The sequence below is a fragment of the Halorhabdus utahensis DSM 12940 genome (assembly GCF_000023945.1).
Classification (GTDB): domain Archaea; phylum Halobacteriota; class Halobacteria; order Halobacteriales; family Haloarculaceae; genus Halorhabdus; species Halorhabdus utahensis.
The window spans coordinates 1,301,594-1,319,571 of the sequence record NC_013158.1 but is presented as its reverse complement, the minus strand read 5'-3'; the positions used below and the strand labels follow the sequence as shown (position 1 = coordinate 1,319,571).

The 17,978-nt window shown below is 64.2% G+C and carries 20 protein-coding genes; 11 read left to right on the top strand and 9 right to left on the bottom strand.

Annotation, left to right across the window (positions count from 1 at the left end; all coding sequences use genetic code 11):
• The first annotated feature begins 118 nt into the window (after positions 1–118).
• Positions 119–1,240 carry a TrmB family transcriptional regulator gene (locus HUTA_RS06570; protein WP_015789097.1) on the top strand — a complete coding sequence of 374 codons (1,122 nt, stop codon included), beginning with the start codon at positions 119–121 and terminating at the stop codon, positions 1,238–1,240.
• A gap of 5 nt (positions 1,241–1,245) precedes the next feature.
• Here HUTA_RS06570 and HUTA_RS06565 read toward each other — a convergent pair whose 3' ends face one another.
• From HUTA_RS06565 to HUTA_RS06555, 3 genes are all read right to left on the bottom strand, one after another.
• Entirely contained in the window at positions 1,246–2,403 is a 1,158-nt protein-coding gene (locus tag HUTA_RS06565) for an MFS transporter (RefSeq protein WP_015789096.1), read from the bottom strand.
• Positions 2,404–2,566: 163 nt separating this feature from the next.
• Entirely contained in the window at positions 2,567–3,250 is a 684-nt protein-coding gene (locus HUTA_RS06560; RefSeq protein ID WP_015789095.1) for a helix-turn-helix domain-containing protein, read from the bottom strand.
• 70 nt (positions 3,251–3,320) lie between these two features.
• A complete protein-coding gene (locus tag HUTA_RS06555) occupies positions 3,321–5,942 on the bottom strand; it encodes a glycosyl hydrolase (protein WP_015789094.1) in 2,622 nt (873 codons plus the stop codon).
• A gap of 110 nt (positions 5,943–6,052) precedes the next feature.
• Between HUTA_RS06555 and HUTA_RS06550 the strand changes: the two genes are divergently transcribed.
• The 3 genes from HUTA_RS06550 to HUTA_RS06540 all read left to right on the top strand — a co-directional run bounded on the left by HUTA_RS06550 (position 6,053) and on the right by HUTA_RS06540 (position 9,042).
• Complete coding sequence (locus tag HUTA_RS06550) at positions 6,053–7,288, top strand: ABC transporter ATP-binding protein (RefSeq protein ID WP_015789093.1); 1,236 nt, start codon at positions 6,053–6,055, stop codon at positions 7,286–7,288.
• Positions 7,285–8,124 (top strand): ABC transporter permease, encoded by an 840-nt coding sequence (locus tag HUTA_RS06545; protein ID WP_015789092.1) that lies wholly within the window; start codon positions 7,285–7,287, stop codon positions 8,122–8,124. The genes HUTA_RS06550 and HUTA_RS06545 overlap by 4 nt, the downstream gene beginning before the upstream one ends.
• Before the next feature lie 102 nt (positions 8,125–8,226).
• On the top strand, positions 8,227–9,042 hold the full coding sequence (locus HUTA_RS06540) for an inositol monophosphatase family protein (protein WP_015789091.1): 816 nt from the start codon (positions 8,227–8,229) through the stop codon (positions 9,040–9,042).
• 59 nt (positions 9,043–9,101) lie between these two features.
• On the opposite strand, the gene HUTA_RS06535 is transcribed toward HUTA_RS06540, so the two are convergent.
• From HUTA_RS06535 to HUTA_RS06525, 3 genes are all read right to left on the bottom strand, one after another.
• Complete coding sequence (locus HUTA_RS06535; RefSeq protein WP_015789090.1) at positions 9,102–9,491, bottom strand: type II toxin-antitoxin system VapC family toxin; 390 nt, start codon at positions 9,489–9,491, stop codon at positions 9,102–9,104.
• Between the two features lies 1 nt (position 9,492).
• Positions 9,493–9,729: an antitoxin VapB family protein gene (locus HUTA_RS06530; RefSeq protein WP_049941221.1), complete on the bottom strand. Its 237-nt coding sequence runs from the start codon at positions 9,727–9,729 to the stop codon at positions 9,493–9,495.
• Positions 9,730–9,800: 71 nt separating this feature from the next.
• On the bottom strand, positions 9,801–10,457 hold the full coding sequence (locus tag HUTA_RS06525) for a helix-turn-helix domain-containing protein (protein WP_015789088.1): 657 nt from the start codon (positions 10,455–10,457) through the stop codon (positions 9,801–9,803).
• Positions 10,458–10,596: 139 nt separating this feature from the next.
• Between HUTA_RS06525 and HUTA_RS06520 the strand changes: the two genes are divergently transcribed.
• Positions 10,597–11,010, top strand: coding sequence for an SRPBCC family protein (locus HUTA_RS06520; RefSeq protein WP_245529144.1), 414 nt, complete (start codon positions 10,597–10,599; stop codon positions 11,008–11,010).
• Here HUTA_RS06520 and HUTA_RS06515 read toward each other — a convergent pair.
• Entirely contained in the window at positions 11,007–11,738 is a 732-nt protein-coding gene (locus HUTA_RS06515) for a class I SAM-dependent methyltransferase (protein WP_015789086.1), read from the bottom strand. The two genes, HUTA_RS06520 and HUTA_RS06515, sit on opposite strands and share 4 nt — an antisense overlap.
• A gap of 1 nt (position 11,739) precedes the next feature.
• Positions 11,740–12,624 (bottom strand): aldo/keto reductase, encoded by an 885-nt coding sequence (locus HUTA_RS06510; protein ID WP_015789085.1) that lies wholly within the window; start codon positions 12,622–12,624, stop codon positions 11,740–11,742.
• Between the two features lie 177 nt (positions 12,625–12,801).
• On the opposite strand from HUTA_RS06510, the gene HUTA_RS06505 reads away from it, so the two are divergent.
• Entirely contained in the window at positions 12,802–13,581 is a 780-nt protein-coding gene (locus tag HUTA_RS06505) for a hypothetical protein (protein ID WP_015789084.1), read from the top strand.
• Positions 13,578–14,636 (top strand): nucleotidyl transferase AbiEii/AbiGii toxin family protein, encoded by a 1,059-nt coding sequence (locus HUTA_RS06500; protein ID WP_015789083.1) that lies wholly within the window; start codon positions 13,578–13,580, stop codon positions 14,634–14,636. Before HUTA_RS06505 ends, HUTA_RS06500 begins: the two co-directional genes overlap by 4 nt.
• 67 nt (positions 14,637–14,703) lie before the next feature.
• Here HUTA_RS06500 and HUTA_RS06495 read toward each other — a convergent pair whose 3' ends face one another.
• Complete coding sequence (locus tag HUTA_RS06495) at positions 14,704–15,210, bottom strand: hypothetical protein (protein WP_015789082.1); 507 nt, start codon at positions 15,208–15,210, stop codon at positions 14,704–14,706.
• 115 nt (positions 15,211–15,325) lie between these two features.
• On the opposite strand from HUTA_RS06495, the gene HUTA_RS06490 reads away from it, so the two are divergent.
• The 4 genes from HUTA_RS06490 to ftsY all read left to right on the top strand — a co-directional run bounded on the left by HUTA_RS06490 (position 15,326) and on the right by ftsY (position 17,885).
• Positions 15,326–15,967 carry a bifunctional 4-hydroxy-2-oxoglutarate aldolase/2-dehydro-3-deoxy-phosphogluconate aldolase gene (locus HUTA_RS06490; protein ID WP_015789081.1) on the top strand — a complete coding sequence of 214 codons (642 nt, stop codon included), beginning with the start codon at positions 15,326–15,328 and terminating at the stop codon, positions 15,965–15,967.
• A 92-nt stretch (positions 15,968–16,059) separates the two neighbouring features.
• Positions 16,060–16,233, top strand: a complete 174-nt coding sequence (rpl18a, locus tag HUTA_RS06485; RefSeq protein ID WP_015789080.1) for a 50S ribosomal protein L18Ae — start codon at positions 16,060–16,062, stop codon at positions 16,231–16,233.
• Positions 16,230–16,697, top strand: coding sequence for a prefoldin subunit alpha (pfdA, locus tag HUTA_RS06480; RefSeq protein ID WP_015789079.1), 468 nt, complete (start codon positions 16,230–16,232; stop codon positions 16,695–16,697). The genes rpl18a and pfdA overlap by 4 nt, the downstream gene beginning before the upstream one ends.
• A gap of 3 nt (positions 16,698–16,700) precedes the next feature.
• A complete protein-coding gene (gene ftsY, locus HUTA_RS06475; protein ID WP_015789078.1) occupies positions 16,701–17,885 on the top strand; it encodes a signal recognition particle-docking protein FtsY in 1,185 nt (394 codons plus the stop codon).
• The last annotated feature ends 93 nt before the right edge of the window (positions 17,886–17,978 follow it).

Here is a 17,978-nt window from a genome sequence, read left to right as displayed (position 1 = left end):
CTCGACACCGATCGTGTGTCTCTTTCTCCCAAAAATTGACAACCAATATGAAAATAGAGCAACACGCTACGGATGGATAGAAAAAGCGTTATAGTTGCCGATTTTGAATTGTATTGACATGGATGCGGAGGAACTTCAGGATGCGCTGGAGAACACCGGACTGACCTCGTATCAGTCGGACGCGTATCTCGCGGTTCTGGAACTCGGGGTAGCGCCAGCGGTTACGGTCGCTCGTAACTGCTCCGTTCCCGTTTCCCAGGTCTACAAAGTTTTGCGTGATCTCGAGGAGAAAGGCTTCGTCGAGACGATCGAACGTGACCAGCTTCACGTCCGCCCACGCGATCCGGACGTGGTGCTCGACGAACTCCGGTCGACTGGCCAGTTACTCCAGCAAGCGGCCGACGACATCGAGGACCGCTGGGAGCAACCGAAGCTCTACGACGACAACGGCGGTGTCGTCAAACATCAGGAAACGCTTTTAGAGCGGGCAAAAGAGGCAATCGCCGAGAGCGATACCCTCATCGAGATGGTACTGTCGCCCGAGCAGTTCGAGACGCTCCATCCGGCGCTCGTGAGTGCGCGGGAGAACGGCGTCATCGTCAGGGTGACGCTGTACGACAACCAGGATACCGACGAACTTGCGACCCACCTCGACGTCGAGGCGGCCGTCTCGGAACTTCGGTTATCCTACATTCCTGGTCCGTTCCTGGCTGTCGTCGACCGTGGCCGGTGTTTCTTCATCCCGGACGCCAGTATCTCCGATCAGCACGGACTGCTGGTCGAAGACGAGACGCTGTCCTTTATCTTCCACTGGTACTTTTATACCTGCAACTGGGCGCTCAACGATCGGGCGTACGTCGACGCCGCCAGCGGGTGGACCTACGTCACGCTTGAAGGCTTCGTCAGGGACTTCACGGTGCTCCTCGACGGTGGGCTGGACGTGTCGATCACGGCGATCGGGTACGACAACGAGAAGCGCGAACTTCGGACCGTCGCCGGTCGTGTCACTGACGTCACCTACACCGACGACTTCCGGACAAGCGGGCCGCCGTCGCTCGAACAGCTCTCCGGGTCGCTTTCCGTCCTGCTGGATCTCGGGCCGGAAACCTACTCGATCGGCAGCTGGGGCGCGGTCTACGAGGACATGGAAGTCCATCGGATCGAGATCGACGACATCTCGCTGTCGGTCACAGACGACACCGAGGACCTGACACCCGTCCATCCCGTTCCCCAGGGCTAGGTCGCTCAGGCGACCGCGCCACGTCGCGTCACCCAGGCAGTGATGGCGATGATCGCCCCCAGACAGACGAACGCGCCAGCCAGCAGACTGAGTGCCGTCCCGAGCCCGATGTACGTGCTGAGCAGGCCGACGACTGCCGGAAACACCGATATCCCGAGGTAGTTCCCACCGGTCGCGATGGCGCTGACAGGCCCGCTGTACTCCGGATGCTCGTCGACGCCAAAGGCCGAGAGGGTCGGGAAGAAACTACTCACTCCCACCCCAGTCGCGAGGATCGCAAGGACGAACACCGTCACGGACGTCGTCGTGAACGCCAGGTAGACGAGTGGTGCGGTACAGATTGCCAGGACGAACGTCACCACGAGATAATCGTAGCGTTCGATCACGAGTCCGTAGGCTGCCCTGGCTGGAATATACGTGACCAGAAACGCCGACAGCACCATGTTCGCCTGCGATTTCGTGACGTGCTCGCTGGCGAAATAGGGGAGCCACGTGAAAATAGACCCCTCGACGCCGCCGCTGAAGACGAGGGCCGCGGCCATGCCGAGGACGGCCGGATCGCGTACCATCTCCCGAAGCCCGGAGACGGTCAGCCGCCGCTCGTTGGCCGCCGACTCCAGATCCGCCGATCGAGCCAGCAGGACGACTGGCACGACGAACAGGACGGCCACGATGGGAAAGACGTATCGCCAGTCCGCGACGTCGATGACGACGTTCGCCAGGATCGGCGCGCTGGCACCGCCGACAGCCCACGCCATCGCGTAGAGGTTGAACGTCCGCCCGCGCTGGGCGGGATAGAGGTGACTCAGGGCGGGTCGATCCAGCGCACGACCGACGCCGTCGGCCGTCCCCTGGATCAGCAGAAAGCCCAGAAAGACCACGTATATCGGTGCGACGGCCATCGAGAGGAGCGCCGCCATCGCCACCCCCAGCCCTGCGAGCATCGTCCGTCGGACCGGCAGATGCCCGGCGGCCAGTCCGACGACCAGCACGGCCAGCAGAAAGCCGAGCGTCCCGGCCGGCGCAACCAGCCCAAGGAGCGCTTCCGGCACGTCGAAGTCTGCTGCCACCTCCGGGAGGACGGCTCCTCGCATCTGGAGGGCAATGGCGTCGCCGACCACGAAGGTGAAGATGGCGACCGTCCAGCGCTGCCGATTGTTCACAGCCGACTATTGGAACAATCGGTGAAAAAATACACCATTCACGATACCGTGGGTCGCTGTTTTCTCACACTGTTCCCGCTGACTGGGTTCCGTGGCCGTCACTGGCCCGTGATACTGTCCGGCGGGAGCGCTCATTCGCGGTGAACCCGCTGGCAGTCGCCACTCAGACGCTGGATTCGACCTCGTCGAGCGCGGCGTCCACCAACTTCGCTTCGGCTTTCCGGAGGTGGTCTCCCGCGGTCTGGGGCGAACACTCTAGTGCCGCCGCCACGTCCGCCTGCGTTGCGCCCCGCGGTTTCTCGTAATATCCCAGCTCTTTCGCCGCGACGATCGCCTCCCGCTGGCGTTCGCTCAGCCCGCCGTTCGACGCCCTATTCACTGCCGGAGTCGAGGTGATCTCGTCGATCCGCACGTCGATCCCGTCACCCTGTCGCTCGAACGCCGTCTGGAGCGGGCCGGGATCGCCGACGATCCTGGCGTGGACCTCCCCGTCGGCGAAGACGACGGGTGTCTGGACGATCAACCCACCGGCCTCAAGCGCGCTCGCGAGACAACTGAATATCGGGACTGCCGACCGCTGGACGTGCGCGAGCATGCGGACGCCGCTTTCGCCACCCCGCTGGCCGTCGCCTGCCAGTTCGACGCGGTCGACCCCGGCGAATTCGCCCTCCGACCCGGTGAGTGGGGTGGGATCGCCGTCGACGGCGAACAGCAGCATTGCATCTTCGGCAGTCAAGTTCCAGTCGAGGACGCGCGCCTGCTCGATGGCCGACGTGTTCGCCAGGCGGTCGAACAGCGGCGGTGCCTGCATCGTGTCGACGCGTGCGGTGACGCGAAGGTATCGCATTGTTGAAGCAGCGTCGAGGAACCGCAAATAGGTCGGGCTCGAAGCAACACCGACCGCGTTCGAGCTTGCCTCACTCGGACCGCCAGACGACGTGACCAGTGGCGAGTAGCGCTACGAAGGCCATGACGGAGCCGAATCCGGGGCCAGCTGTCGAGGTCACGTCCGGCCCCGTCGGTGACGGTGACACGTCGCTACCGGCTGTTCCCGGCGTGCTCGTCGTGGTGTCGCTGGCGGCCGGTTCCGTTGTCGGAGTGACCGTCGGGTTCGTCGGTCCATCACTGGTTGTCGCCACGGGAGCATCCGATGCGGAGCCGGTCGATGCCGGAAACGGCGGTGCCGCCTCGCTGCCGATAGTGATGGATCCGATGCAGACGTCGCCGTTTCCACCATCGAAGACCAGCCGAACGTCGTGACCGGGACCGAGTCCGTCGCGGAGTTCTGCGGACGACAGAGTGAACGTGTGAGTTCGCCACTGGTCGGTGCCATCGAGTGCGACAGAACCCCCCCACGCGGTATCGGTTTCAGTGCCGTCGTACTGTATCCCGATTTCGCCGCCTGTCCCGTCATAGTAGGACACTGACACCAGACGGTCCTCACCGGCGTCGAGATGGCCATGCGGGATGTCGAGATGGAGGCTGTTGCCCGGCCCGCCTGCGGTGATGTCGCTGCGCCAGCACTGACGACCGTCCCGGGTGGTTGCGTTGAAAGCGCTGTGAGCTGTGCCAACGTCGTTGGCTTCGGAGAACCAACCCTCACCAGGATTGCTCGTTTCGACAGTCAGCCCTGCGAACTCGCCCGGTTCGCCCAGGCGGGCAGTTGGAGCACCGACTGGCGTTTCAAGTCGAGCCACCGGCGCGCCGTCCACTGACACGATATCGACGGCGATGCCAGCCCGGTCGCGATGGCTCGATGGAACGGGTATCGAGCCTGCAGTTTCCCCGTCGACGGTCGTCGTCTCGCCGCCGATCCGGTGGGTAACGGAGTCGCCGAGGTCGTCGGCGGTGACAGTGATGTGGGGCGCTTGGCCGTTTGATTCGACGGGACCGGTGACTGAGACCGGCGCGCCGGCCGTGATATCCGAGACGTTACCACCGAGGTAGATGGGATCAGGGCCGACCGTCAGGTAGACCTCGCCGTCGCGTGGTTCCAGCCTGGTTTGCTCGCCGAGCATTCCGGTGACCGTCACTGGTTCGCCCGTGTGGACGGTCACGTCCGTCCGCTCGTCGGCCCAGAGCACCTGCGTCCTGTCGTCGCCGTCGGCGAAGATGTACTGTTGAACCGGCGTCGAGGCGTTCTCGACGAATTCAGCGCCCGACAGCTGGCGAGTCATCGTGGCGTAGGCGACTAGCCCCGGACGCGGCGTATTGGCTCCTCGTGGATTGTCTGGCCCCCGGACCAACCCACCCAGGTATCTGGCCTCGGCTGTCTGGGGGGTGTCCCCGTCCGCAAATGTCGGGTCCCGGAAGGTATACCAGTAAAAACGCTCGACGCCGGCGGCCCCCAGTCGGGCGTGGCTCTGGACGAGGTGGCGGGCCTGGTCAGCCGTCTGTTCGCCACCGGGCGATGTCGGTGTCGCCGGCCAGCCGAGTTCCGTCACCCAGATCGGCAGCGCTTGGCCGTCAGTGTGGTCGCGGGTCATCTCCCGGAGATCCGAGAGGTCCCGCGCGAAGCCCGTCGGTTCGTCCCGATAGAGGTGGATCGACATGGCATCCATGTACTCGGCACCGTCGGCTTCCAGCAGGCCACGCCACCAGCCATCGTCAAAGGTCCGTTCGGTGTCGACGGTATCGTTGACCGCCGCCGCGCCGCCCAGGACGGTCACGTTTTCCCGGCTGCCCTGGATGGCCGGGTACGTCGCCGCCAGCAATTCCGCGTAGGCAGCCGGATCAGTTCCCGTTGGCCCGCGAGCGAAGGTGTCGAGATTCGGTTCGTTCCAGATCTCGACGACTCCAACGTCGCCGTAATGATCGACCGCGGCCGTCGAGAAGTTCCCGAACGCCTGGCGATAGGCTTCAGTGTAGGGGATCGTGAAGTAACCGCTGTTCTCGGAATCGTACAGATCGTTCCCGTAGGCGAGAATGTACAGCCGATCGAAGCCGTGGTCCTGGAGGGCGGTCATGTACTCATCCGACGGCGAGAAGTCGTATGCGCCCCTGGAGCGTTCGATCCGGCTCCAGCCCGAGTCCTCGCGGACGCTTGCGACGCCCGCACTCGCCATCACGTCCATCAGTTCGTGATCCCAGCCGGCGTTGAACTGCGTGGACATTCCAAAGAAAGGATCGTCGTTGTCGAAGTCGTCGGCTGGCAGGACCGCCAGTGTCGTCTGGGCCGTGGCCGGCTGTCCGTCGCCGGCCGTTCGTACCCGAAGCGTGTAGTGACCCACGTCGTTCAGGGATGGCTCCAGCGTCACCTCGCCGTCGACCGGCGTCGTCCCGTTGTCGAGCAGCCGTCCCCGGTGATCGTGGACGGTCCACGAGACGCTGGGTGCGTCCGTCTCGATGGCTACCCGCGGTTGTTCGCCAGCCAGGAAGATGTTCCCTGTCGTGGTCTGTCCGATCTCGAGTGTGGGTGGGTCGTCGCTCTCGCTGTCGGCGACCGCTACGTCCGCACCGCCGACGAGGAGTCCCCCGCCGACGACAATTCCCACAAGCGCCACAATCACGATCCCACGACCCGACTCGATCCACCTCATTGGACGCACAGTCCCGAGCCGGGAACAAAAACCTGTCTTCGACGGCTGACATAAATCCCCCTCGTATACCGCACAGCAGGCACTCGGATGCCGGCCCGCTGGATCAGCCAATGGCACACCAATCGGTGGCAGCCGACGAAACAGACATCGACGGGACAGATACTGACGGGACAGATACTGACGGGATAGACACAGACAGGACAACTGGAGGCCACGTGACTGATTCCGAGCGGTCGATCGAGATGGACGCCCTCTCGTTGACCTATGCTGACGGAACCCACGCCGTCGAGGACGTCACGCTCTCGGTCCCGCAGGGCGAGTTCTTCGGCTTCCTGGGTCCAAACGGGGCCGGGAAGACGACGACGATCAAGGTGCTGGCGACGCTCCTCGAACCGACCAGCGGGACTGTCGAAGTCAACGGCTTCGACGTCGTCCGGGACCGCACTGCGGTCCGCGCCTCGATCGGCTACATGGCCCAGGAGACCAGCATCGATACGGAACTGACCGCCCGCGAGAACCTCATGTTCGCCTGCGATGCCTACGGCGTTCCCCGGGACGACCGGGCGAGACGTATCGCGGACCTTCTGAACCTCGTCGACCTGGCGGACGTCGCCGACACACCCGCCGGCAACTTCTCCGGGGGCATGAAAAAGCGACTCGACGCCGCGACCGCGCTGGTCCACGACCCCGACCTGGTCTTTCTCGACGAGCCGACGACCGGCCTCGATCCGCAGGCCAGGAACCGCCTGTGGGAATACTTCCGGCGCATCAACGCGGGCGGGACGACGGTGTTTCTCACCACGCAGTACCTCGAGGAAGCTGATCACCTCTGTGATCGACTGGCGGTTATCCGCGACGGCCGCATCGTCGCGGACGGCGCTCCCGACGAACTGAAGCGACGCGTCGGTGGCGACATTCTCGAACTCGAAGTCGGGGGTGATCGGGCCGAGTCGGCCGGTGAACCCGTCGACGCAGCCGCCGATATCGTCCGCGAGACGGCGGCGGTCGAACCGAGCGCAACCGTCGAAACGACCGACGACGCGATCAGAATCACGGCGCGAGATGCGGGCGACCTCGGGCCGGATGTGCTTCTCGCGCTCCGGGACGCCGACGTGCCCGTGACTGGATTCGACGTCACGGAACCGACGCTGGATGACGTCTTTCTCGCTATCGCTGGTGATTCGGCTGACGGGCTGGACGGGACCACCGAGACGGTGGATGCGGCGGCCACGGAGGAAGCGTCCGGGGAAGATGCGGCAGCCACGGAGCAAACGTCCGGTGACACGGAAACAGGGCGGACGGCGGAGGACGACAATGCTGTTCAGGGGACGGAGGTCGAGGCATGAGTGTAACTGAGACGGCCAACACGAGATTGAGAGACCTGCGAGTCAACGCCGAGCGCTGGACTCGCAAAGCGGTCCACAATCCGACGGCGTTTCTCGTCGAGATCGCCGTCGCAACCCTTTCGCTTGTCCTCTTCAGCGCGGTCTTTGGCGACGTGGGCGGATTGGCGCTCGAACGCGCCGGGTTTGGCGACGTGGCGTACGTCACCTACCTGCTGCCGGCCGTCCTCATGCAGGCGACGATGGGGTCTGCCTTTTCGTCGGGAATGGGGCTCGTGCGCGACCTCGAGACGGGTATGTTCGAGAAGACGATCGTCACGCCGATGTCCGCGACGGCCGTCTTCGCCGGGAAGGCCGCCGCGGAGTTGGCCCAGATCGTCGTCCAGCTGTCCGTCGTCGTCGGCCTCGCGGTTGCGATCGGTGCGAACATCGAAACCGGTGCGATCGGTGTCCTCGGCATTCTCGCCATCTGTCTGCTTGTCGGCCTGCTCTTTATGGCCGTCTCGAACATCGTCGGGTTGCTCGCGCGCGACGAAGAGGTCATCAACGCGGCGACGATGCTGTTCATGTTCCCGTTGCTCTTTCTCTCACCGGCGTTCATCCCGCTGTCCGATGATATCGAATTGGTTGCCACCTTCAACCCGATCACCTACGGCGTCGAGGCGGTCCGCGCGCTGGTCCTCGGCGAGGACACACTGACGGTGGTGTCGGTGTCGTGGTTCGGCGGTGTTGCCGACACCGTCGTCCCCGCTGTCGGTATCCTTCTCGTCCTCAACGGCATCGTCGGGGCCATCGCCATCCGACTGCTGGCCCGTGCCAGCAGCGCTTCCGTGGCTTGAGGGTCCCTTCGCGGTGTGGGACAGTTCCGAAACTCGCCCGACTGCAGAGCCCCACCACTCAAGTTTCGGCGGCCCCTTTGTTTGCATCCACTGAGTGATACTGTGAACGAGATCGATGAGGAGACGGCCGCAGAGTGGCGGTCGATCGCCCGGGAGGCAGCCGAATCCGGGGCCGACATCGCCTGTGAGTACTTCCGGGAGGGGATCGGCAACGACTTCAAGCGCGACCAGATGGACCCGGTCTCGAAGGCCGACCAGGAGGCCCAGGAACGGATCATCACGGTCTTGTCTGACCGCGATCCGGACGCGGCGATCGTCGGCGAGGAGAACGACGCCGAAAAGACCGTTCCCGAATCCGGGCCGGCCTGGATCATCGATCCGATCGACGGGACCAACAACTTCGTCCGGGGCAACCGCCTCTGGAGTGTCAGCTTGGCACGGACGGTCGACGGCGAACCCGTTACTGCCGCGACGGTGTTACCGGCCACCGGCGACACCTACGCGGCAGGTCCCGGCGTCGTCGAACGGAACGGCGTCGAGTGTGCCGTCAGCGACCGGACGGATCCCTCGTCGCTGATCGTCGCCCCGATCTTCGGGTTGAAGGACCGCGACCGGGACGACTACGACGACGTGACGAGTTACATCCACCACGAACTCGGCGATCTCCGGCGACTGGGCAGTGGCCAGACTTCCATGGCGATGGTCGCCTGTGGCGAGATCGACGCCGCGATCTCGACGGTCCACATGACCGCCTGGGACACCGTCGCCGGCGCGCACATGGTCCGGGCCGGCGGCGGTCAGGTGACCGATCTTTCGGGCGAACGCTGGCGACACGACAGCGACTCGCTGATCGCCACGAGCGGTGAGATTCACGAGGACGTCCTGGCGGCGCTTCGGGGGCGTCTCGATCGGGAGTAGCAGACGCGCTCGGACGCCAACGATCAGTACTACGTCGCTGTCTGTCGGCTCGGGCTTGCTCAGTACGTCTCTATTTCGACGCCGAGTCGTTCGAAGTCCTCGACGTTTCGAGTGAGCACGGGTTCCTCGACGACCTCGGCAGTGGCGGCGATGATCACGTTACCGTCTCCGACCGGTGTGCCGTCGTTCTGTAGCTCGCCCGAGAGTTGCCCGGCCTTTCGCATGACTGCGGCGTCGGCGGGATAGATCGGCTTGGAGTCGAGGACGGTTTCGACCGTCTCGCGCTCGGTCTCGGAATCGGCCGCGCGAGCGATCCCATAGTACAGTTCGAACAGCGTCATCGACGAGAGCCGCTGTTGGACGAGATCCCGTTCCAACTCGCGGGCTTTCTCGACGGCCGCGTCGTCGCCGTTCATCAGATCGATGAGAAACGACGTATCGAGGAGCACGTCAGACCCCGTCCATTCGGTCGGCGATCCCCTCGAGTTCGTCGCTCCGCCGTTCGCGGCGCTCCGCGACGGCATCTCGGAGGGAGTCGGCTTCGTCGTCGCTCAGGATCCCCGCAAGATCCAGGAGCGACCGCTCGCCGGCCAGCCGGAGGACCACCTCGGAGAAGGTCTCCTCCTCGCGTTTGTGCGCGGCGAGGCGCTCGTAGGCCTCTTCGGAGAGACGGATGCTCTTCGACATGTGCATACAGTTGTATGCAGACTCACAAAGGCTTTTCTCCGACCGTCGTTCGCTTCGTTTCGTTCAGCCGTTTAGATCCTTCGCCGGGCGCTCGCGGTCGGTTCGTCCTCGAAGAAGCCCTTGACGATCTTCTCCTCGGCGCGGTGGAGCGTCTCGCTACAGGTCGATTTGGCCATGTCCTGTGCGTCGGCGAGTTCGGTCAGTGTACACTCCCGTGGGGTGTCGTAGTACCCGCGCTCGATCGCCGCCGTCACCAGCGTCGTCTGGCGATCGGTCAGCACCTGCTCGGGTTCGACGTGCTGGCGGAGCTGCTCGACAGTGAAGGAGATGCCAAGCGTTTCCAGTTGCTCGCCGAGTTCCGAGAGGCGGTCCTGGGAGGCCGTGAGTTCCCAGCGCGCCTCCCCATCGCGGATGTCGAAGGGGAGTTCCAGCGGGATCCCGGAGCCGATGATCGGGAAGAGGAGGAGTGGATCGGTGGTCTCGAATTGCACCAGAGCAGTGTCTTCGTGGCGACCCAGCACCGCCAGATCGGTGACGGTCTCCTCCTCGTCGATGGCGCGGACGACCGCCGGCACGTCCGGGCCGTCGACTTCGACCAGTCCAACGCCCGATTCCTCGCCCTTCGGGAACGCCGAGAGGACGCGAATACACGACTCGGGATGATCCTGCGAGAGCGCGCCGATCCAGATCCGCCGGGGGATCGATAGCGTCAGCGTCGCATGTACCATGTCTTGAACGTGTTCGGGCCGAACCAGGGTAATTGTTCCGAACATGTTCGACAGCGGCGGCTGTCCGTCGGGTTCACCCGCCGCAGGGCCGAACGTGTTCGACGACAGATTGACGCCGCCGGGGGTCCCTGTGGTGACCATGCAAGAGGTCACTGCCTCGCGGGACGTGGCGGCCGATCCCGAGTCGATCCGGGCAGGATTCGAGGATATGGAGGCGTTCATGGACGCTGCGGGATTCGACGAGGTCACTGTCGAGGGCGACCGCGTGACGGTCGAGCGTGCGATCGGCCTGGCAGAGCTCGAACTCACGCTCGAAATCGTCGACAGCGACGATGCGCTGACCTACGAACAGGTCGAGGGGATGTTCAACGAGATGACGACGACCTATCGTCTCGACGGTGCGGACGGCGAGACGACGATCACCGCACAGACACAGTTCGAACTCGGCGGCGTCATCGGGGCAGCCCTCGACGCGACGCTGATCAAGCGCCAGCGGACCAAGGAACTCGAGGATCAACTGGCGTATCTCGAAGAGACCGCGACTGGAACCTAACCGACGGCTGACGACCCCGGTAATCGCATCGCGAGGCTGTACATTTCGCCCGTCGACTCCGATCCGATCTTCGTGGCGAGCCCCTCGGCTCTCTCGGCCAGCAGATTCCCGGCTGTGGCGGCGTCGTCGGCAAATTCTTTTGCAATGTCGGCGTGGGCAGCGACGTGTGATTCGGACCACGGGACCGGATCGAGCACGGTTTCCGTCCGGTCGTGTGTCCACCCATAGGACTCGAAGATGCCGCGGAGGACGCGGGCCGGATAGAACGTCAGTGCCGACCGGCCGACGGCAAGTTCGGCGGCCGCGTTCTCGACGGCGAAGAGATCGCGCATGGCTGTCTCGCCCGGCAGCGGCGCGTAGTCGTCGACGATCAGGTGCGCTCCCGGGGCCGCGACGCGTGTCACTTCGGCGGCGATCGCGTCGAGTGCAGCCGGCGGAACGACGTTGCACAGCGCGTGGGCGGTGATAATTTCGACCGAATCGTCGGGGAGTGGAATCTCGCGAAGGTCGGCTTCGAGCACGCGAACCCGATCCGGATACTCCTGACCGACCCGTTCACGGACCGTCTCGGCGTGCTCGCGCTCGTTGGTCACTGCGACGACCTGGGCCGCGCCCGCGTCGATGAGTCCGGCGGTCGCGTTCCCCGCGCCGGCACCGGCTTCCAGGCAGTGCGCGCCATCGACAGGGCGATCGGCGAGCGCCGCGGTGACGGTCTCGGGAACCTCCATGCTAGTGATGGAGTTGTTCCGGCACCGGGCTCCCGTCGTGACGGGCGTCCTCGCGAACGCTCCGCTGGGCCGCGGCGTCGAGCTCCGCGAAGCGGTCGCCCGCATCGAGGACCATCTGCACGAGCTTGGGATCGCCGGGGCTGACGACGCTAGTGACGCCCTGGGAAAGCGTGTAGTTCAGTCGATCGCGGATCGTCTCGGGCGTGTCGACCGGCTCGTACCAGTTGGCGTAGGGTCGGCGATGCTCGGGCAACTCCGCGGTCGGGGGCCACGACCCGCCGGCGAAGGCCTTGATCGCCAGCGTGCCGACGTCCTCGCGGTCGGCGCGATCGAGGACGGCCTGGTAGTCGTACTCGTCGCCGTCCTTGGCGTCGACGACGGGGTTCAGTGGGAACATCACCGACTCGAGGTCGTCGATCCGGTCGAGCGCGTCGAGGATCAGGCCCGGATTGCCGTGGCTCGTCAGGCCGATGTTCTCGATGAGTCCCTGTTCCTGTGCCTCGCGGAACGCCGCAAGCGCCCCGTCGTCCGCGGTGATATCGTCGAGTTCGTCCGCGTATTCCAGGCCGTGGACCTGATAGAGGTCGATCGTGTCGACGCCGAGTCGATCGAGCGATCGTTCGAGTTTCTCCCAGGCCCCCTCGTAGGACCGTTCCTGGGTCTTACACCCGAGGAAGATCTCCTCACGATACTCTCTGAGCTTCGGGCCGAGCTTGAGCTCGGCGTCGCCGTAGGTCGGCGCGACGTCGAAGTGATTCACGCCGTGATCGAGGACGAGTTCGACCATCTGGTCGGCCCCCTCCTGTTCGAGCCAGTTCAGCGCGATCGCGCCGAAGGTGACGACGCTTGAGTCCTGACCGGTCGTGCCGAGCGGACGGGTTTGCATACCCGACCGTACTCGCGTGTGGACCATAAGTCACGTCACCGTCAGAGCGACGCGGGTGGAACGAAAGCTCAATAAGCTTTTTAGCTCAATAAGCTCATTAGCACAATGAGCATGACTCGCCCGTCCACGTCGTCGGCCATTTTATCAGTCATTGAGGAACGAGAGCCCGACGTAACGATGAGCGTCGGCGAGATCGTCGAAAGCGTGCGAGAACAGCTTCAGGACCGGGATAGACTTCCAGCGGACAACGAGATTCGTGGCCGTCTCACCAGTCTCACCAAGGAGGGTATCCTCGAGCGACCCGAACGTGGCAGATACGCTCTCGTCCGGAGGGACCCGGAGATGACGGACGCTCTCGAACGCCTTGTCGACATCATCTCAGAGAAAGTACGAGCCGACTCGCTCCGTCGCACCGTTCTCTGGGACGCAACGCCGTATTTGCAGCTTGCCGAAGATGGTGGGCCCGGCACGCGACTCGTCGTCGAACACAAAACGGCCGCGTCATTACAGGACGAAGTGCAAGCGGCCTGGCCGGACGAGGAACCGGTCGCAACCTGGAGTGTCAAGACGAGCGGACCGCTCGGGCCAGGACTCTTCGAACCCGATAGTCCGACCCCCTATCGGCTGTCAGATGGTATCGTCTTCGTGGAGCGGGAGAAGTTCGGTGCGACCGGACTGACACCCGGTGGCTATCGGACGCCGTTCCCCGAACGGATTCTGGTCGAGTTCCTTGGATCGGACGGGCCGCCTGAGGCGTCAGCAATCGTCCGAACCCTTCTCCAGGATCCGGACGTCACCCTGGACCGTCTGTGGGCCGCTGGGGAGACGCTGGGTGTTACCACCGACATCGGTGCGCTACTCGCCGGCGTCGGAACGGAACTCCGGCCACAGATGCGAAAAGACTTCGTCTCGAAACTCTCGCCGGTCGCGGGGACGCTCATCGAAGGTGAGCGATGAATCTGTTCGCCGAGGCGGACCGATCGAAGCTCGTCGGTCCACCGAAACGCTTCGATAGAGAATCGCTCAGGAAAGAACACGGCGACTGGGGCCATCAACTCCTCCGAGCTGCGGTGGCGATTGAGATGCTCACACAGATCACCCAACGGGATCAGCGAGTGCTTCTGAAAGGGGGAACGCTCTTGCAGAACTCCCTCGAATGGCCGCCGTACAGAGCCAGTGTCGATCTCGACCTCGAGGTAGCAGATACACAGGATTTGCGAGTCGCCCTCACCCGGATAGAAGACGCGTTCTCTGACTCCGAGATCCGCCTGACAGTCCGAGAAAGTCCGGTTGCCGGGTTCACCGGACACATCCAGTTTCCACGCGCATCGGGACCTGATTGGGATCTCAGAGTCGATGTCCTCGAGAACGACCGATGGCCGTCCGGATCCATGCCGTGGCAGGACATTCCCTCCCCCTGGGATGACGGAGAACTCCCAATGGCCGCGCCGCCGGAAACGAGGGCCGCGCAAAAACTCTTACTTGCCGCCGATCCGCCGTATGGTCGCGATCTCGAAAGTCATCTCGGACGACAAAACTTCGTCAAAGACCTCTTCGACCTCTACTGTCTGGGCGAAGAACCGCTCGACTCCCAACGAGTCCTGGAGGCGGCCAGGGAGGACGTCGAGCGGAAGTCCACGTACGGGGACGAGGACTTCCAGTTCGACACCATACTTGACGGCGCGCTTGAATCGTATCGTCACTTTGCCCATCCACCGGTGGACGACGGGAGTCTCCGGGGCAGCCTCTGGAGAGCTTACGGACGGGTACAGGGAGGAATCCGCATTCCGTACACTCGAGCTGAACTCCGGACGAGCGCAGGCTGTGCTCATCACGCGGTCGAATCCATCCAGCGGGGTGAACTCGATTGGGAAGACACGTGGCGACCGGCGGTATCCGGCGAGCCCCGGTCGTCGTGGGTTGGCAAGTCGATCCAGCCAGCGGTGGACGTTAGCGACGGCTTTGGACCCACGAAAGGCCCTCTTGAAGCATGGGCGCAGTTCGAGCCGTGATTCGGGATATATCTATCTCCACCGGAAACGGTGGGACAGATCGAGACCTCGAACAGACATCGCCCACTCACTCAAGAATCGTCGAGGGACGCTTCAGATAGTAGTCCTGCTCAGTGACGCGCTGGTAGAGGCGATAGAGCGTCTCGACGGCGGCCGGATCGGGATCGAACTGGATGTGGGGGGCCATGTGATACCCTTTTGCGCTCACCAGGAAGAAGTACAGCGTCTGGTGGTGTTTCGGGCTGGCGTCGACGACACCTAACTCCCCGCCGCCGAGGTCCTCGGCGAAGTCGTTGAGCATCCCGGCGATGTCGTCGTTGAGTTGCTCGTCGGGCCGGTAGGCGGGGGCGCCGAAGGTCTGCTGGAGGAACTCGGTCGTGTTCGCAAGGAACGGGTTCGAGTCGAGGCCCGTCGGATCGACCGCTGCGAAGGTCTCGTAGAGATCGAGCAACGCGTGCAGTTCGTCGTCGGTGAGCGCGACCGGCATCACGGGATCTCCCTGTGGGATCGCGTAGTCCGGGAACGAGTACGATCCGGGGTCCGGGAGATTTTCGAAGACGTCCTCGAGTGCCATGCGTGGACATACGACCTAGTCATGCAAATGGTTGGTGTCGGGCCGGAGTCGGCTGCACCATCCCCCTCACCGACCAGTCGGGACGCTTTTCACGGCGCGATTCGGATTCGCGACCATGAGCGATATCGAACAGCAATTCGTCGACAGCGGGGTCGTGGCAGTGCTCCGGAACATCGACGCCGACGCGATGGTAGACACCGTCGAGGCCCTGCATCGGGGCGGCGTGACTGCCTTCGAAGTCACCGTCGACGCGCGGAACGCGAGCGAATTGGTCGGGGACGTCGTCGAGACGTTCGACGGCGAGGACGCGGTCGTGGGTGCCGGGTCGGTGCTCGACGCTGCCGCGGCTCGGTCGGCAATCGAGGCCGGCGCGGAATTCGTCGTCGGCCCCACACTCGAAGAAGACGTCATCGAGACGGCCAACCGCTACGATACGCTCGTCGCGCCGGGCGTGATGACCCCGACCGAGGCGCTGCGGGCCGCCGAAGCCGGGGCGGACCTGATCAAGGTGTTCCCGGCCGCGACCGTCGGCCCGGGTCATCTCAGTGCGATCCAGGCCCCGCTTGGGGACCTGCCGTTGATGCCGACCGGCGGCGTCGGGCCGGACAACGTCGCGGACTTTTTCGAGGCTGGGGCGACCGTCGTGGGTGCAGGCAGCGCGCTTATCGATTATGACGCCATCGAGCGTGGCGACTTCGAGGCCGTCGAAGCACACGCTGGCGAGTTCGTCGCGGCGGTCGAAGACGCTCGCGAGTGAGGCCTGTGGGGGGAACGACTGGCGAGCCCCTCTCGGCTTCGGCGAACACTCGATGAGAAGATACTTCCCCATTGCCCTCCCTTTCAGTGAACATGAGCGAATATACAGTTACCGGGACCTTCCAGGCCCGTGACGGCTGGCAATCGTTCGAGACAGAGATCGAGGCACCGAACGAGAACGTCGCCGAGGAGCACACTCTCGCCGAGTTCGGCTCCCAGCACGGACTCAAACGCACCCAGATCGAGATCGAGGGGGTAGACGCATGAGTCTCGGTGGTGGCGGCGGTCAGCAACAACTCCAGGAGATCGCCCAGGCGATCGAAGCGATCGACGAGGAACGCGAGGAACTCGAAGCGGAAGTCCAGGACCTCCGCAACAAGCAGACCGAGATCGACGAGGCGATCGAGGCCATCGAGACGCTCGAAACGGGCTCGACCGTGCAGGTTCCCCTCGGCGGCGACGCCTACGTCCGCGCGGAAGTCCTCGATATGGACGAGATCACCGTGAGCCTCGGTGCCGATTACGCGGCCGAGCAGGGACAGGACGACGCGACCGACACCCTCGAACGCAAGCAAGACGCCATCGACGACCAGATCGAGCAGCTCTCCGAGGAAATTTCGGAGCTCGAAGAGGAGAGCCAACAGCTCGAACAGCAGGCCCAGCAGATGCAACAGCAGCAGATGCAACAGCAGATGCAGCAGATGCAACAGCAGGAAGGCGGCGAAGAGTAGGCGATGTTCGACGGACTGCGCGAGAAGCTCGGCCGCTTCAGCGACGACGTCGAGGAAGATGTCGACGCCGTCGAAGAAGGTGAGGCCGACGATATCGATGACAGCGGGGCCGACGCTGAGGCCCCGGGTGAGGGTGGGTCTGCGGGAGATGTCACCCAATCCGCGGCAGAGAGCGACGCATCCAGCCAATCCGATGCAGACGCTGAATCGACGGTCGACACGCAGCCAGCAGACGGCACAGCCGCTACTGAGACGTCTGCCGAACCGGACGCGTCCACCGAGGACGCGGCGGAACCCGACCGTGGCGTCGCCGAGCGGGCGAAACTCTTTGCGACCGGTAAGACCGTCATCGACGAGGACGACCTCCAGGACCATCTCGATGATCTCGAACTCGCGTTGCTGAGCAGCGACGTCGAGATGAGTGTCGCGGGCGAGATCCTCGACGGCGTCGAGGCGAATCTCGTGGGCGAGACTCGCCGTCGCCTCCAGAGCACGGGCAATCTCGTCCAGGATTCCCTCCGGGAGGCACTGTACGACGTCATCAGCGTCGGGCAGTTCGATTTCGAGGAACGAATCGCCGCGGCAGAGAAGCCGGTCGTGATCGTCTTTACGGGCGTCAATGGCGTCGGCAAGACCACGACGATCGCCAAGCTTGCCCAGTATCTCGAAGATCGGGGCCACTCCTCGGTGCTGGCCAACGGCGACACCTACCGGGCCGGCGCGAACCAGCAACTCGGCGAACACGCCGAGGCACTCGATGTCCCCTACATCTCCCACGAGCAGGGCGGCGATCCGACGGCGGTCATCTACGACGCCGTCGAGTACGCTGAAGCCAACGATGTCGACGTCGTGCTGGGCGACACGGCGGGGCGACTCCACACCAGCGAGGGGCTGATGGATCAGCTCTCGAAGATCGAGCGCATCATCGAGCCGGACATGACGCTGTTCGTCGATGAGGCCGTCGCCGGCCAGGACGCCGTCACTCGGGCGACCGAGTTTGACGCCGCTGCCGAGATCGACGGGACGATCCTCACGAAGGCCGACGCCGACCCGCAGGGCGGCGCGGCGATCTCGATCGCCCACGTCACGGGCAAGCCGATTCTCTTTCTCGGCACCGGCCAGGGCTACGATCACCTCGAACGGTTCGACCCCGAGGAGGTCGTCGATCAACTGACGCTCGGCGAGTGAGCGTCTCCCCGACAATCACCTCGGCTGTGTCGTAGCTGTCGGCACGCCTCGCCCCTTCCCACGAGCACTGACACGTGCTGCCGTGTCAATCAC

Excerpts from the sequence above, each read along its gene's own strand:
- HUTA_RS06570 (WP_015789097.1), top strand. The coding sequence starts at position 119 with ATGGATGCGGAGGAACTTCAGGATGCGCTGGAGAACACCGGACTGACC.
- HUTA_RS06560 (WP_015789095.1), bottom strand. The coding sequence starts at position 3,250 with ATGCGATACCTTCGCGTCACCGCACGCGTCGACACGATGCAGGCACCG.
- HUTA_RS06555 (WP_015789094.1), bottom strand. The coding sequence starts at position 5,942 with ATGAGGTGGATCGAGTCGGGTCGTGGGATCGTGATTGTGGCGCTTGTG.
- HUTA_RS06550 (WP_015789093.1), top strand. The coding sequence starts at position 6,053 with ATGGCACACCAATCGGTGGCAGCCGACGAAACAGACATCGACGGGACA.
- HUTA_RS06545 (WP_015789092.1), top strand. The coding sequence starts at position 7,285 with ATGAGTGTAACTGAGACGGCCAACACGAGATTGAGAGACCTGCGAGTC.
- HUTA_RS06530 (WP_049941221.1), bottom strand. The coding sequence starts at position 9,729 with ATGTCGAAGAGCATCCGTCTCTCCGAAGAGGCCTACGAGCGCCTCGCC.
- HUTA_RS06525 (WP_015789088.1), bottom strand. The coding sequence starts at position 10,457 with ATGGTACATGCGACGCTGACGCTATCGATCCCCCGGCGGATCTGGATC.
- HUTA_RS06520 (WP_245529144.1), top strand. The coding sequence starts at position 10,597 with ATGCAAGAGGTCACTGCCTCGCGGGACGTGGCGGCCGATCCCGAGTCG.
- HUTA_RS06515 (WP_015789086.1), bottom strand. The coding sequence starts at position 11,738 with ATGGAGGTTCCCGAGACCGTCACCGCGGCGCTCGCCGATCGCCCTGTC.
- HUTA_RS06510 (WP_015789085.1), bottom strand. The coding sequence starts at position 12,624 with ATGCAAACCCGTCCGCTCGGCACGACCGGTCAGGACTCAAGCGTCGTC.
- HUTA_RS06505 (WP_015789084.1), top strand. The coding sequence starts at position 12,802 with ATGAGCGTCGGCGAGATCGTCGAAAGCGTGCGAGAACAGCTTCAGGAC.
- HUTA_RS06500 (WP_015789083.1), top strand. The coding sequence starts at position 13,578 with ATGAATCTGTTCGCCGAGGCGGACCGATCGAAGCTCGTCGGTCCACCG.
- HUTA_RS06495 (WP_015789082.1), bottom strand. The coding sequence starts at position 15,210 with ATGGCACTCGAGGACGTCTTCGAAAATCTCCCGGACCCCGGATCGTAC.
- HUTA_RS06490 (WP_015789081.1), top strand. The coding sequence starts at position 15,326 with ATGAGCGATATCGAACAGCAATTCGTCGACAGCGGGGTCGTGGCAGTG.
- rpl18a (WP_015789080.1), top strand. The coding sequence starts at position 16,060 with ATGAGCGAATATACAGTTACCGGGACCTTCCAGGCCCGTGACGGCTGG.
- pfdA (WP_015789079.1), top strand. The coding sequence starts at position 16,230 with ATGAGTCTCGGTGGTGGCGGCGGTCAGCAACAACTCCAGGAGATCGCC.
- ftsY (WP_015789078.1), top strand. The coding sequence starts at position 16,701 with ATGTTCGACGGACTGCGCGAGAAGCTCGGCCGCTTCAGCGACGACGTC.